This is a genomic window from Anatilimnocola aggregata (genome assembly GCF_007747655.1).
Classification (GTDB): domain Bacteria; phylum Planctomycetota; class Planctomycetia; order Pirellulales; family Pirellulaceae; genus Anatilimnocola; species Anatilimnocola aggregata.
Map to the genome: position 1 here is coordinate 3,501,508 of NZ_CP036274.1, position 13,767 is coordinate 3,515,274.

Genomic DNA, 13,767 nt, shown 5'->3' on the forward strand with positions numbered 1-13,767 from the left:
CGAACTATGTTTTTCCTTCGTACATTCCAGCTTGGACTCAAGAGCTTGCTGCTCCACCCGATGCGGTCGCTGTTGACCGTGCTCGGTATTTTTATCGGCGTGGCGAGCGTGATTTGGCTGTTGGCTATCGGCGAAGGGATCAGTCAGGAAGCCCAACGCCAGATCGAAGGGCTGGGTGCCGACAACATCATCGTCCGCAGTGTGAAGCCGCCCGCAGAGGCCACTGCCGGATTCTCGGGGCCGATTCCCTACGGTCTTAAACGAGATGACTTCGATAAGCTGAAACTGACGATTCCGACCCTCAAGTCGGCGCTCCCGATTCGGGAGGTCCGCCGCACCGCGAGCTTTAATGATCGCGAAGTCGATGGTCGCTTGGTCGGCTGCACGCCCGAGTACTTTGATGTGACTCGCCTGGAACTGGAGCGAGGCCGCTTGCTCACCGATTCCGATTTGGAAGCGGCGGGCAATTTCTGCGTACTGGCTTCCACGGTCGCCGATCGATTGTTTCCGTACGAAGATCCCATCGGTCGCCGGATCTACATGTCCGAGACGAAGGACTATTTCCAGGTTGTCGGCATTTTGAAATATCGCACGCCGACCGCGGCTATCGGCGGCTCGCTCGATGCCCAGGACTTTGGTTCCGATATCTACATTCCGATTTCGACGTTGCGTCAGCGCGTCGGCGACTTTGTCGTCACCCGCCGCGGCAGCCAGTTCAGCACCGAGATCGTCGAGCTGAATCAAATCACGCTGCGCATCGACTCGGTGAAGAACGTGCGCGAGACAGCCGATCTTGTTCGCGCCACGCTGGGGCTGAAAGATGACTCGCGCGCTGCCCGGCAAGCTGCGGAAAAAAAAGGTGGTCTGCAGTTACCCGGCGATGAAACCAACGAAGCGCCGACCCGGCCAGACGTCGCCCTGATCGTGCCGGAAGAGTTGCTGGAACAGGCCCGCGTCACTCGGCTGATGTTCATGCTCTTCATGGGCCTGATAGCCGCGATTTCGCTGTTGGTCGGCGGTATTGGCATTATGAATATCATGCTCGCCACAGTCACAGAGCGCACGCGTGAAATCGGCATTCGCCGCGCACTCGGTGCCACGCGCTCGCACATTGTCACTCAGTTTTTGGTTGAGACTGTTTCGCTGTCTGTCGTCGGCGGATTAACGGGCATCCTGGTGGGGCTACTCTGTCCGTTTGTAATCACCACCACGCGCGATCTGCTGGTGAAGTATGCGCCGAACCTGATGGCTGATGTGCCCGACGTGGTGCATCGCCTGGAGCCGCAGATTGTGCTCCTCTCGCTGCCGCTCGCCTTCGGCATTTCCGTTGTCGTCGGCGTCGTCTTTGGGATCTACCCTGCCTTCCGCGCTGCGCGCATGGATCCCATTGAAGCGTTGCGGCACGAGTAGGGAAGAGGCGAGGGACGGGAGGCGGGAGTGGAGGGAAAGTCAGAGGACGGAAGAACGTTGGAGACCGCCGGGAGATTTGTATTTCCCTAGCCTCTCGTCTCCCGCCTCTCGCGCCCTTCCCCTCCTCAGCCGTCAATCGAATCGGGATAGACCACGATTTCGATACGGCGATTCTTGGCCTGGCCAGCTGGTTCGCCATTGGAGGCCAGCGGATGATTCTCGCCCATGGCGAGAATCGAGAGTTGCCTTGCAGGCAGGTTGTTCTTCTGCACCATGTGCTGGAACACAAGCTGGGCCTGGGCATTGGTGAGCAGGTGGGCGTTCACCGTGTTGTCGGGTGAATTATCGGAGTGCCCTTCGATGATGATGCGTTGCCGCGAATAAGAGCGAGCGATGGCGCTGGCCACTTCATCCAGAATGCGGCTGGCCTCGGGTGTCATCTGGGCGCTGTTGGGAGTGAACAGTTTGTCGGCGGGAATCTCGATGCGTACGACGTCGCCATCTTGCTTTACGATCAAGCCCGGCAACGAAATGGTTTGCAGAGCCTGCTTCACGCTGCTGTTGGCTTGAATGCTGGCACCGCCGCGGAACTTGGTCGACGCTTGCAGGGCATTGAGTTGCTTTGACGATTCCTGGGCGGCCAACTGCTCGCTCTTGAGCCGCGTGGCCGTATCGCCCAACTGTTTTTGCAAGAGCACGATCTGTTCTTGATACTGCTGCTGCGATTGCTGAGCTTGAGCCAGCTCGCGCGTGAGGTTGCTGTTGTTCATGTCGAGCTGTTGCGTGCGGCGCGTCAGGTCTTGCACCTGGCTGGTGAGCGATTGCTGCTGCGCGAGCATCTGGGTTTGCAGCTGATCGACTTGCTGCTGGGCGAACATCTTGGGCTGCGCCGGCGTCGTGGCCAAGCCAGCCGCGCCGGGCTGTGTGTTCTGCGAAAAGGCCCCTTGCTTGCAACCGGTCGACGAGGCCACCAGCAGCGCGCAGAGCAAGCTGGCGAAGGTGAGAGGTCGCAGTTGTGAGGATCCATGAAGCATGGGCATGAGGAGTGGGCGACAGGTGCCGCTACAGGCTGACTCCGACAAACGGGCGGGATCGTAGCGAGCGCGCGTTGCGAGCACAAGGTCGAAACGGACGTGCTAGCATTGGCGCTCATCGGCCCGCAGCTAATGCCGACTGCAGAAAAAGAAAGTCAGGGCGCAAGAGAGCGGCTGAGTAAAGTCTACGGCTACTTCGCTTCGAACTTCGTGACCTGCCAAACCATTTGCACAGGCGAGCCCCATTCGATGCGGCGATAGCGGGCGGGATAACCGTACTTTGCGTCAAACTCGGCCCGCAGGGTCAGTCGCGGCGTCAGGGCATCGGCCTTACCGGTCGCATGTTTTTCGAGCACTTCGATATCGCGACTCATGGTGCCGAACATGCCCGGCACGCTCCAGGTACTGAAGGTTCGCTGCTGCCTCAGCGGCAAGTCGTTGCGCCAGGCAGCGATCGCTTGCCCCTCGCGCACTTGCACACGATACGTGGCTCCTTGCGTACCGGAGATCTGCACTTCGAGGTCGTAATTCTCGACGGCATTCGCCTTCCACTTTTCCTTGGCCGCGTGATAGTCGGCTGGCGTGACCTCGGGAGTTGGATCGGCATACTGCCAGCGGAGCGCGAAGAGGGTGCCAATCGCGCCCAGCAATAAACCCGCGATCAGCCAGAGGACGAAGGTGCGGCCAAAGCCGATCCTCCGCACACCATCACTGGGCCGCGTTTGCACCGGTGAAGTCTTGGTTTCATGAGCGGGAGGCGTGCTATCATTCATCGCGATGCCTGCTTGGTTCCGATAGGTGGCAGCGCGGCGAAGCACTTCTTGGCGGCGGCAATAGGATCGTAACCGGCCTGTGAAAAGACCTGCCCGCTCACTTCCACCACGATGTCCCCTGTGTATCCAGCCTGAGAAAGCTGGGAGAATAGCTCCTTGTAGTCCGTCTTTCCTTCGCCAGGGAGGAGGAACTTGAACTTGCCAGGCTCACCCTCAGCGTCCTTCACATGGACGAATGTCATCTTGCTGGCCAAGGGTTGAATCGTTTCTGCCATGGTCAGTTTTTGCAGTTCGAAGTGGCTGTAGTCGTAAGCTGCTGTCAGCCAGGGGTTTTTTACCTGATCGATCACCCAGGCCAATTGCTCGGGACGTTGCATGGCGTTTGAGATGTGCGCCTTCACCGCCAGCTTCACTTTTGCGTCTGCCATCACCTGGGCCCATTCGCCCAGACGATCGACGAACTGCTGCTTCACCTCGTCCCACTGCGCTGGCTTGCCACCAAGCACCGTTTCGACGAGCGGTGGATCGCTTGGCGCGAGTTCATGTGCGAGCAATGCGGCCGCTTTCAACCGCCCGAGATTCGCGCGATGCTTCGCCTCGTCGCCGAGCAGCGGCAGGTTATCCATGATTGCAGAGAGGCGAAGTTTGTTTTTTTCTGCGTTCGCGCGAAAATCTTTTTTTGTTGCCGCTGTGAACGTCGCAGTGTCTGCCGGCCAGCCCGCGAGCACGGGCAATTCCACGCACTGATAACCAATGCTCGCGCACTGCGTGAGGGCCTTATTCAGTGGCAATGTCTTCATGCCGTACAAGCTGAAGCCAAGTAGCGGGATTCGCTGCTGCGGGGGAGGTGCTGCAGATGCAATCGGCAGCATAAAACCCGCGGCGAAAACGCTGCCGGCTGTCAGGAAAGAACGGCGATCAAGTGGCGCTGGGCGAGAGAATTTAGTCATCAGATTTCGCTCCTGTGGTTCCTGCCGATTGTAGTCGGTCAGAGAGTCGCTCGCGCGCGGATGCCTGCGACAGTTGGTCGTGGGCTGTGGTCGCGCTGTTCGCTGCAAACTGCTGAAACATTTTTTCCCCTTCATTGTGCCTCGTCCGCAAATTCTACTGAAGTTCACCAACTCGCCTTGACGAAGTAGTGGGCATCTTGGTTGAATACGCACATCGGGCAGGTTGAGGCAATCGCAAGAGACACCTCAACCACGGAAGGGCTCGGAAGCGCGTCAATCAAACAAGCGCACAAAGCGACGTTCCCTCAGGGTGTCATCTGGGATCGCTTCGCTCTTCAATCGGACACCCACGGAAGGAGCCATACTATGGCAGCTGCCAAAAAGACCACCGCCAAGAAGACCCCAGCCAAGTCGACCAAGAAGCCGGCCACCAAGAAGGCCGTTGCTAAGAAGTCGCCAAAGAAGGCTGCTGGCAAGAAGTAGTCTGCTGCTGCGGTAACCCAGGTTGAGCAAGCACTAGAGGCGCTCGTTCAGCTGAAGTTCCTGCGGCTCACACTTCCGATCACAACGAGAAAGGCCGGTCGCTTTCCTACGAAAGCAACCGGCCTAACGCTTTTCTTGGCAGACAAATTCCTAGCTTCTTAGTTCGATGACAAACTTCTATCTGGGGTTCTAGCGACGTCACTTCGTGCCAATTTTGTCTTCCTCCGCCTGCGGCGGAAATTCCTGGCAGTTGACCACGCGACTGCGAGCCTTGCGCGACTTCCTACGGAAGGGCAGCTAGGTACCGGAGCATGCGGGCGTTGAGCAGGTCGAGATTGCTGCCGAATGTCGCGGTGAAGTCGCGCAGGCGTTCCGGGCTGCGATAGGGCACGAACGATTTGATCGCAGCGGTCGTTTGCAGATACTGAAAATACTTTTTGGGCTCGGTTTCGCTCAGATAAAACGTGAGGGCCCAGGCCTCGGCATAAGCGCCCTGCACATCTTGTTCGAAAGCACGATCAGACGAAACGAGATCGGCGATGGCGTTCTTGTTGCGACGAGGAAGATAGCGCCGGAACGATTCCAGCTGGCTGCGATTCACGCGGTCGGCTGCAGTCGTGTATTGCTGCGAGTTCCACACGCCGCGAGCTTCAAAGAGAGTGCCGAGCCCTTCTGCCACCCAGCGCGGCGTCTGCCCAAAGCGGTTGTGCAAGCCGCCGTTGAAGGCAGCCTGGTGCAATGCTTCGTGAATGATCGTTTCGGCATTGATCGTCCAGTCGATCGTGCGGCCCGCGGTGGTGTCGTACATCACAATGCGATTCGTCGCGGGAGAATAGTACCCCAGCATCGAACTCGATGCATGGTTTCCCTCGGCGGTTGCGTAGCGGGCAAAATCGGCCTGTTTGGGAAACACAATCGCTACCAAGGGAAATCGAGTCTCCTGCGGCTTCATTCCGCGAGCGGCAAAATAGTGCGCGAATGAACGATGGAGTTGTTCAAAGCGTGGTGCCCAAGCGTCGCGTTGTCCGGCGGGATGCACGACGAGGAATCGCCCGCCACCCGAGACTTCGAAACCCTGGCCAAATTCTCGCAGCAGTTGGCCTCGCATTTCGGCCGCGGTGTAGCTGCGAAATGGGCCACTAGCCGGAGCGTAGTCGGTGGCCTGTTCGGGAGCAAAATCAAGCAGCTTGCCACTGCGAGTCAGCATCAACACTTGCTGCTGATTGAATCGTAGCGGCGTCCCTTCGTGCACCTGGCCGGCGAGTGTCAGGCGGAACATCGGCTCTTGGCAGGTTGCGGCTTGGGCAAAGATCGCCACGAGCAAGCAGCTGACGAAGTGGATATTCGGGCGCATGGCGGCAAGCTCAGAGCAGGTTGGCGGCGACTTCACATTCGCCTATCGCAAACCTAGCTTGCCGGGGGAAAAAGAGTGGGAGGAGTTGTGACGGTCGCAGCGGTTACAAGTACATCCCGAGGTAGCCACCTTGTTCGTCGCTTTGAGCTTGCAGCTTGGCGATGCGGTCCTTGGCCTTTTGCAAGTCGCCGGCTTCGATGTAGCGATCGAACTCGACGATCACTGCCGGTGCCACACAGGTCTCGAACCACTTTACCACCGGCGCGGTAAGCCAATCGCAGGTCTCACGAATCAGTTCGACCTGCAGATTCGCACTTTGGGCCTTCAAATCAGTGGGGTCGGTGATTACCGTGCCTTGCCAGCGGAACTCGACCGTGCCGTAGTCGGCGCGATTCGTCAAATGAAATTTGCACTGGGCGTTGTACAAGTAGTACGTGTTGTGCGAGCCGTGCTTATCGAGCGCGTGCTTGATTCGTTCGCACCGCTGCTGATAGACGGGCGAAGCATCCAGGGGAATATCGAGCCGGCCAATCGTCCGCAGCGGCAAGCAATCGAAACTGATTTCAACCCAACGATCCATGGCAGCAAATCCTCGGCAGGAGCACTCGACAAACTCTTCATCGTCAATTGTCGACCGCAGCGTGAGAATCAACAACCCCTGTTATCCGCCGCACTTGCGCGGGGAGGAACTGCGACAAACGTTCGCGACATCGCAGCGGCTGCACACGACACGTTTATCCGAGAGGTAGCCACCGCACTGGGTCTGTTTCCGCGCGACTGGGCCAAACTTCGAGACCCGGAAACTGGTTTTTCAGGACTACCGCCAATTGCTCGCAGGCAAATCGTTCACTGGCATAATGCCCGGGAAGGAGCAGGCTCAGGCCGAGGGCTTCCGCTTCGAGACACGTATGAAAAGTTGTTTCGCCGGTGATCAGGAGTTGGCAACCGGAGTCGGCAGCGGCGGGTAAAAAGCTGCCAGCACTGCCGCAGGCGATGCCGATGCGCGAGATTTTTTGGTTCGGTTCTCCAACCATCTGCAGGCCATCGATCTTCAAGAAGTTCGCCAGTAGGGCCGCAGCCTCCTGCAAAGTAATGGGCTTCGTCAAAGTGCCAATGCGACCCGAGCCGAGCCCATTGGGATCGTTCTTGGCCGGGACCAAAGGCTGAATTTGCGTGAGACCGATCCCTTCGGCCAATTGCTGATTGATTCCTGCCGCCGCGGAATCAAAGGCGGTATGCGGGCTGAAGATTGCAACGCCAGCCCGCGCTAAGGACCACAAGAGTCGCCCCGGCGTTTGCTCGGTCGTTAGTCGCTTCAGCGGTTTGAAGGGAAGCGGATGGTGAGTGACGATTAATTCTGCCCGCTCGTGAATCGCTTCAGCGGCGCTCGCGGCAGTGATCGTCAGGCAGGTCATGATTTTGGTGACTGGTTGGGCAGGATCGCCAGCGAGGAGGCCCACGTTGTCCCAGTCTTCTGCAAGAGAAAGCGGTGTGTGGGAGGCGAAGAAGGAAGAAATATCGGCGATGGTGGTCATCATAGTTGTTTCAAATCGAAGCCCTATCCCAGTTCCTAGCTCCTAGTCCCCAGCCCCTACCGCTCACACTCGATCAGGCAAATTGCCGTGCTCATCAAAGGGCAGCGGGCGCGGGTCGGTGAGAATGGTTAGATCGGGGCGGCTCTTGGCTTCGTTCCAATAGACGCTGGAGCATTCGACTTCAGCGACTTCGAGGGTGTTGTGAATCCACTGCAGGGCGATTCGTTCGGGTTCAATCAGCCCGATCGTGGGCATCGCGATATCGAGCATCTCTTGATCGGTCGGATAGTCGAGCGGCAGCATCGCGGCAGTCGGATGACCACCGGTGAGGCAGTTGATGCGAGTGATTTTCACATCGAGCTTGTCGATGACGCGTGTGCGGCAGAATTCGCTCATGCCGATGCCAGTGCCATTCCCATGCGTGGCGTTGGTCAGGTCGCGAATGCAAATCCGCTTCACCTTCGGCCATTCGTGTTCCATGGCCACGTGATCGTTGTATTTGCGGCCGATGACATTGGTATCCATCCCTGCCCCGCTGATGTTCTTGCCAATCTGATCGACGAGCAGGATCTGAGCCATGTTGAACGGCAAGCGCGGAATCCATTGTTTGGCGAGAACGAGCAGTTCCTTCTCGCGGTCTTCGAACTCGTGCGGCGCGACTGCCTTCAGCAGCGCGGTTTGATCGTAAGCGTTCTCGACGATGCCCAAGCCGGCGACGACGCGGCACTTCGATAATACTTCGCGGGCCACGCTGCGGACGATTTGTCCAAAGCTGTAGTTCATGATGGCGCGGTGATAGATCTTGGCTCCTTCGTGCTTGCCAAGACCGATGAGCATCATTTTCATCAGCCCGCTTTCGATATCGCCGACAAAGCCGGTGTGCGGCTTCACCCGACCCACCACGCAGACGTGATCGGCACCGTAGGCAAACTTATCGAAGTGGACCGGAAAGCCTTCTTCAGCCTGGCAGACGATTACCGTTTCCATGCTTGCGCGAATCGGGCAGCCCATCGCCTGCTCGGTCATGCCATAGCCTTCGATCAACTCGCGCTGGCCGGCGGCAGTGCCGCCGCCATGCGAACCCATCGCAGGGACGATAAAAGGCTGGGCACCAATCTTTTGAAAGTGCCGCACTACCGCGTGAATGATCTTGGCGATGTTCGCAATCCCGCGACTGCCGGCTGTGATCGCGACCGTCTGGCCCGGCTGGATCTTCGTGCCCAGTTCCAGGCGAGCCAATTCGTTTTCGACCGTGGTCGGAATGTCCTCGACGGTTTGCGAGTCGAATTTTTGGCGAACGCGAAAAATGGCGGGATAGGCGGACATGGTTCAGTACCCAAGGCAAGGGTGAGGCAGGACAGCGGTTCAGTATAGGAGAGCGAGCAGGCGATTTCAGCTTAGGTAGCTGTTGAGCATCTCAGCACAGGGGTTGTCGTCACCCAGGAGGCAAAGTGAGTAGACGAGCATGTTTTTCGCGTCGGACTTGGGCAACTGCTCAAGCGCGTGTAGGACTCGGTCAAATTGATCTGCGGTCACTTCGCGTGTGAGCGGTTCGCCTAAGCCCATGATGACTTTTGCCCGCTGCAGGTCGGCGAATTTTCGCGGGTCGTCCTGCATGGAAGCAAACACTGCGGTGACGACTTGTTGAATGGCAGCCACTTGGGCCCAATCACCCTGTTGAGCCGCACTGGCGATCGCCAAATAAGGAATCAGTGCAAACGACATTGCGCCGCTAGTGAATCCGCAGCGCTGACGGCGCGTGATGTCGTGCCGAGGTCCGTCCTGAAGTGCGCGGGCGAGATGCGGATCCCAGCCTTGAACGATCTTCAAGTGCGCGAGACGGGGATCATCGAGAAATCGGAGCGTGCTCGCCTCATAGTCAGCCTCGGTCACCTTGATGGCAACAATATTCTCGCCCCCCGGCCCGGCGACCAGTTCGGCTGCCACGTCGGGGCTCATGGGACAACCGCTGACATCCGATATGGAATAGAGACCGACGACGAGACCTCGCGCGGCAGCGGCCCGCACAATCGGCCGCATATTCTCGGTAATTGCAGCAGCGGTCGGATTCGGTCCCAGGTTCGTTCCGGGGCGAACAAAAACCACCGCATACCCTAGCTCGGCCAGCACATTTAACAGGTGGTCGTTAGCGGAGCCATCTTCGGGCCGAAGTAAGGCCGTCAGAATCAGGTCGCGTTCGCGTTTCCGTGTGGCATGCGCCGGCAACGGGCGAGCAGCGACGCGAAACCATTCTTCCAGTTCCGCTGGGGTTCGCAAATGTCCTTGTCCCGTTGATGCACCAATGAGGACCGCACCCGCTTCGGCAGTTCCCGAGGTCGTTTCATACGGAAGCGACAACAGGTGCAGGAAAGTCGTGGTCAGCGGGGCATTCAACTGCCGGCGTGGCAAATCGCCGGTGGTGGGGTCGAAGCATGCGACCGTCGAGAATGGATACCTGGCGATGGGGTCTTGGATCAGACCTTGAATGGTCGCGTGCGTAGCAGAGAGCGTCACTGAAAAATCCTTCGTCGCGCCGGGAGAGGACGGGCGCGACGAAGTGTAACTGGTGCTTCCAGCAGTAACTACAGAGTTTAACTACCGAGCAACCGCTCGCTGGACGCCAATGCGATGGTTGGCTTTCAGCGTGATGAGCGTGTCACCGGTGGCAAAATCGACGCCGCGGCGGCCCTGAATATGGTCGGCCCCGGCGCGAAAATCAATTGCCCGGCACGATGTGAGTGTGTGCTGCGAGCGGATAATGGCGGTCGAACTGAGCACCGCAGCGTTAGACGTTTTCATGGCGACTCTCCGCGGGCAGATCGTTCAACAGCGGCCAGCCACCATAAACGGGTGGCACAGCTGGTGCCCGGTCGAGATGCCAATCGTCGTCTTCAGGGGCCAATTCGTCACTCAACCAATAGTGAGCGGCATCTTCGGCCTCTTCCGCATCTTTGTCCAATGCCTCGGCGTCGAAGTCCCAGGTTTCGTTTTCTTCTTCGTCCTGAGCTTCCAGCCGGCCAACGAGAGCGGCAATATAGGGATCAGCCCATGGCAGAAGTTCTTTCGCTGGCAGGAATGCATCGCCTTCAGCGGCCGTTTCAAGGAGTTGGACGTTGTAGTTCGGCTTACGCATGTTCGATACTCCTGCTCTGTTCCTGGGGGGAAGCTTCGATGGTCAGCCAAATTGCAAGTGGCGGGCCAAAGTACGATCGAATCTTCAACAGCGGTCCCAAATGCCGCTCCATCTGCGAAAAACGCTTGTTTGGCCAGCGTCGCCGCGGTCCATTTTTTCACTCTGCCGCCGGACTAACCGGTCCAACCGGAACACATCCAGCAGGCTGGTTGAAAAGGATACAAACGGCTTCCTTAATTGCCAGACGCAGGCCGAAGCGGAAGAGTTCGCTATCAGCTACCTAACTTGCGCAAACCCGCGGAACGTACCAAACAGGTTTTTCTGTAAGGTCTTCGTCGGCGACCGGTAATTCTCGTAGGCTCCTTGGCAAACTTAGTTCACATTGGCCCCGGATGCTGGCGCGTCGGCGAGTCATTCTATGACTCGCATTCTCAGTCACGGAGTGACTGAGCTACGGGGAGCGAGTCATGGAATGACTCGTCTACGGTTAGGACGCTTCGCTTGCGGGATCGTCACAACCGACTGGCAATAGGCAAGTTGCGGTGTTCGCGAAGGGCCGGAAAGATTGACTACTGTACGGCTGTACTTAGAATGCAGCAGACGTTTGTTCCCCTCAGCAAAAAAGGTTCCAGACATGTCGGAACGTTGGCTGGTTGCTTTGCCCGTTTTCAACGAGGTGAAACACGTCGATCGCGTACTCGACGAAGTGCTGAAATACTGTCGCGAAGTGCTTGTGATCGACGATGGTTCCACCGATGGAACTGCCGAGGTCCTCGCCCGTCGGAAAGACGTTCGAGTCCTCACCCATCCGCAAAATCGCGGTTACGGTGGCGGTTTGATCTCGGCTTTCGAATACGCGCACAAACACGGTTTCGATAAGCTCGTGACCATCGACTGCGATGGCCAGCACGAACCCAAGCGAATTCCGCTGTTCTTCGAAAGTTGCACGCCGGACGTCGATATCGTCTCTGGCAGCCGCTATCTACGGCAATTCAAAGATGACAACGCCGCCCCGGAACAACGGCGGCGGATCAACGAAGTCATCACCGAAGAAGTGAATCGTCGGCTGGGAATGGAACTGACCGATGCGTTCTGCGGCTTCAAGTGTTACCGCGTCGCGGCCGTTCATAAACTGGCGATTACCGAAACCGGCTATTCGATGCCGCTCGAACTGTGGGTGCAGGCTGCGTATGCCCGCCTGCGGATCAAGGAAGTGCCCGTGCCACGCATTTATCTCGATGAGAAACGCTCGTTCGGCGGTGCGCTCGACGATGGTGACGTGCGGCTGCACTATTACTACCTGACGCTGAACCGCGCGATTGCGGCAGCGGAAGCGCAGGGTCTGGCCCGCGATCCAATGATGACGGGGAACTGCTGGCTGTGAACGATCCGGCGGAAACTGCCATCCGCCGGCGGCATCTCCGTGCCCCGCAAGGGGATGAAGAGTCATTAATCGAGCCGGCACTGAATGAAGTGCCGGCTTTAGTTGCGCGCAATCGGCGAGGCCTCGGCCGATCTGACTCAGCGAGCATCTTTGGCTCGCCCCTGGCTGACTTCCGTTCCGAGGCGAGAGTAAATCTGGCCGCCGCCGCCAGGCAATACACTTCGGCATATCGCGATGTCTCTGCTCCCACGTTTTCGCCGGAAACGAACATCGTCCTCGCCGGCCACCAGCCCGAACTTTTCCATCCGGGCGTCTGGTTGAAAAACTTTGTCCTCAGCGAGATCGCCCGTCAGCCCAATACGCTGTCGATTAATTTGACGGTCGACAATGACACTGCTGGTAGCGCGTCGATTCGCATTCCCGCTGGCTCTCGCGAAAACCCGCATTACGAAGAAGTGCCGATCGACGAGCCAGGCGAGAACATCCCGTTTGAAGAGCGGCGTATTGTTTCCGCACAGGCAGTGCGCGATTTTGCTGTGCGATTGCGCCAAAAGTTTGATCCCAGCCAATGGTTCAAAACAGGCCACTCCCCTGCCCTGCTCGTCGATCAACTTTGGAAGTACCTTGAGTTGCCGAAGAATGGTGATACGCCTTTTCCACTCGGCGAAACGCTTGCTCGGGCCCGCCATCGTCTGGAGCAAGACTTTGGTCTGAGCACGTTGGAACTGCCGCTGAGTCATGTCGTTTGCACGTTCGAATTCCGCTCGTTTGCCCTGCATCTATTCTTGAACCTTCCTCGCCTGCGCGAAGTCTATAACCGTTCGCTCGACGAATATCGCGAGGTGAACAAGATTCGCAGCTACAGTCATCCTGTTCCGGCACTTGAAGCTGGCGCAGATTGGTTCGAAGCTCCCTTCTGGATCTGGACTGCCGAGAACCCCCGCCGTCAACGTTTGTTCGTTCACCAACAGCACGCGGCGAATGGCGAAGTCACTTTAAAAATTTCGAATGGCAACCAGCAAGAGTGGAAACTGAGCGGTCGCGAAAGTGATTTTTCGCTGGTCGAACAATGGGAAGCTCTGGAATCGCGCGGAGTAAAAATTCGTCCGCGGGCCTTGATCACCACCATGTATGCCCGCTTGATTCTCCGCGATCTGTTCATTCACGGCATTGGCGGCGCGAAATACGACGAACTTACCGATGTCATCATTCGCCGTTTCTTTCACATCGAACCCCCTGCCTATCTGACGGTTACGGGAACCGTCCGTTTGCCCATCGATAGGCCGCCAGTGACAGCCGACGACTTGCGGCGCGAGAAGCGATTGCTCCGTGACACCGAATATCGCCCCGAAGCCTTTTTAGGAGAGTTGGCGGAACCGCTGCGGCCCGAGTTCGCAGCAGCAAGCAAGCAGCGCGACGAACTTCTCGAAAGCCGTCAGTTCGATTTTCGCCGCGTGCCGAAAGAAACGCATCATCAACTCGACACGCTCCGTAGTGACCTGGCGAATATGCTCTCGGGCGTTCGTCAAAGCCATGCCGAAAAACTTGCTCAGACGCAGCAACAACTGACGCACAAGAAAATCCTCGGCAGTCGCGAGTTCAGTTTTGTGTTGTTTCCCGCGGATGAATTGCCGGAGACGTTAGCGAAAATGGCAACGGGCCCATTGAGCCCGAAGCGTTAGCCCCCGGAGAGTTCCGAACCAGCATTCGA

Annotated in this window: 13 protein-coding genes; 3 read left to right on the plus strand and 10 right to left on the minus strand. The window is 57.9% G+C overall.

Features of this window, described 5'->3' with window-relative positions; translation table 11 throughout:
• Positions 1–6 precede the first annotated feature (6 nt).
• Entirely contained in the window at positions 7–1,410 is a 1,404-nt protein-coding gene (locus ETAA8_RS13340; protein WP_145088738.1) for an ABC transporter permease, read from the plus strand.
• Between the two features lie 125 nt (positions 1,411–1,535).
• Here ETAA8_RS13340 and ETAA8_RS13345 read toward each other — a convergent pair whose 3' ends face one another.
• The 10 genes from ETAA8_RS13345 to ETAA8_RS13390 all read right to left on the minus strand — a co-directional run bounded on the left by ETAA8_RS13345 (position 1,536) and on the right by ETAA8_RS13390 (position 10,672).
• Entirely contained in the window at positions 1,536–2,450 is a 915-nt protein-coding gene (locus ETAA8_RS13345; RefSeq protein ID WP_145088741.1) for an OmpA/MotB family protein, read from the minus strand.
• Positions 2,451–2,635: 185 nt separating this feature from the next.
• The gene (locus tag ETAA8_RS13350; protein WP_145088744.1) at positions 2,636–3,217 is read right to left on the minus strand and encodes a DUF6174 domain-containing protein; all 582 of its coding nucleotides are present in this window, start codon (positions 3,215–3,217) and stop codon (positions 2,636–2,638) included.
• Positions 3,214–4,167 carry a sugar phosphate isomerase/epimerase family protein gene (locus ETAA8_RS13355; RefSeq protein WP_202921811.1) on the minus strand — a complete coding sequence of 318 codons (954 nt, stop codon included), beginning with the start codon at positions 4,165–4,167 and terminating at the stop codon, positions 3,214–3,216. Before ETAA8_RS13355 ends, ETAA8_RS13350 begins: the two co-directional genes overlap by 4 nt.
• A gap of 766 nt (positions 4,168–4,933) precedes the next feature.
• Positions 4,934–6,004: a DUF1570 domain-containing protein gene (locus ETAA8_RS13360; RefSeq protein WP_145088750.1), complete on the minus strand. Its 1,071-nt coding sequence runs from the start codon at positions 6,002–6,004 to the stop codon at positions 4,934–4,936.
• A 103-nt stretch (positions 6,005–6,107) separates the two neighbouring features.
• Positions 6,108–6,584 (minus strand): hypothetical protein, encoded by a 477-nt coding sequence (locus ETAA8_RS13365; RefSeq protein ID WP_145088754.1) that lies wholly within the window; start codon positions 6,582–6,584, stop codon positions 6,108–6,110.
• 154 nt (positions 6,585–6,738) lie between these two features.
• Positions 6,739–7,542 carry a Nif3-like dinuclear metal center hexameric protein gene (locus ETAA8_RS13370; protein ID WP_202921812.1) on the minus strand — a complete coding sequence of 268 codons (804 nt, stop codon included), beginning with the start codon at positions 7,540–7,542 and terminating at the stop codon, positions 6,739–6,741.
• Positions 7,543–7,602: 60 nt separating this feature from the next.
• Positions 7,603–8,865 carry a lactate racemase domain-containing protein gene (locus ETAA8_RS13375; protein WP_145088757.1) on the minus strand — a complete coding sequence of 421 codons (1,263 nt, stop codon included), beginning with the start codon at positions 8,863–8,865 and terminating at the stop codon, positions 7,603–7,605.
• Positions 8,866–8,931: 66 nt separating this feature from the next.
• Positions 8,932–10,053 (minus strand): dihydrodipicolinate synthase family protein, encoded by a 1,122-nt coding sequence (locus ETAA8_RS13380; RefSeq protein WP_238397751.1) that lies wholly within the window; start codon positions 10,051–10,053, stop codon positions 8,932–8,934.
• A gap of 81 nt (positions 10,054–10,134) precedes the next feature.
• On the minus strand, positions 10,135–10,338 hold the full coding sequence (locus tag ETAA8_RS13385; protein WP_145088760.1) for a hypothetical protein: 204 nt from the start codon (positions 10,336–10,338) through the stop codon (positions 10,135–10,137).
• A complete protein-coding gene (locus ETAA8_RS13390; protein ID WP_145088763.1) occupies positions 10,325–10,672 on the minus strand; it encodes a hypothetical protein in 348 nt (115 codons plus the stop codon). The genes ETAA8_RS13385 and ETAA8_RS13390 overlap by 14 nt, the downstream gene beginning before the upstream one ends.
• A 634-nt stretch (positions 10,673–11,306) precedes the next feature.
• Between ETAA8_RS13390 and ETAA8_RS13395 the strand changes: the two genes are divergently transcribed.
• Both ETAA8_RS13395 and ETAA8_RS13400 read left to right on the plus strand, forming a co-directional pair.
• Entirely contained in the window at positions 11,307–12,056 is a 750-nt protein-coding gene (locus ETAA8_RS13395; RefSeq protein WP_145088766.1) for a glycosyltransferase family 2 protein, read from the plus strand.
• Positions 12,053–13,738: a hypothetical protein gene (locus tag ETAA8_RS13400; protein ID WP_145088769.1), complete on the plus strand. Its 1,686-nt coding sequence runs from the start codon at positions 12,053–12,055 to the stop codon at positions 13,736–13,738. The genes ETAA8_RS13395 and ETAA8_RS13400 overlap by 4 nt, the downstream gene beginning before the upstream one ends.
• Positions 13,739–13,767 lie beyond the last annotated feature (29 nt).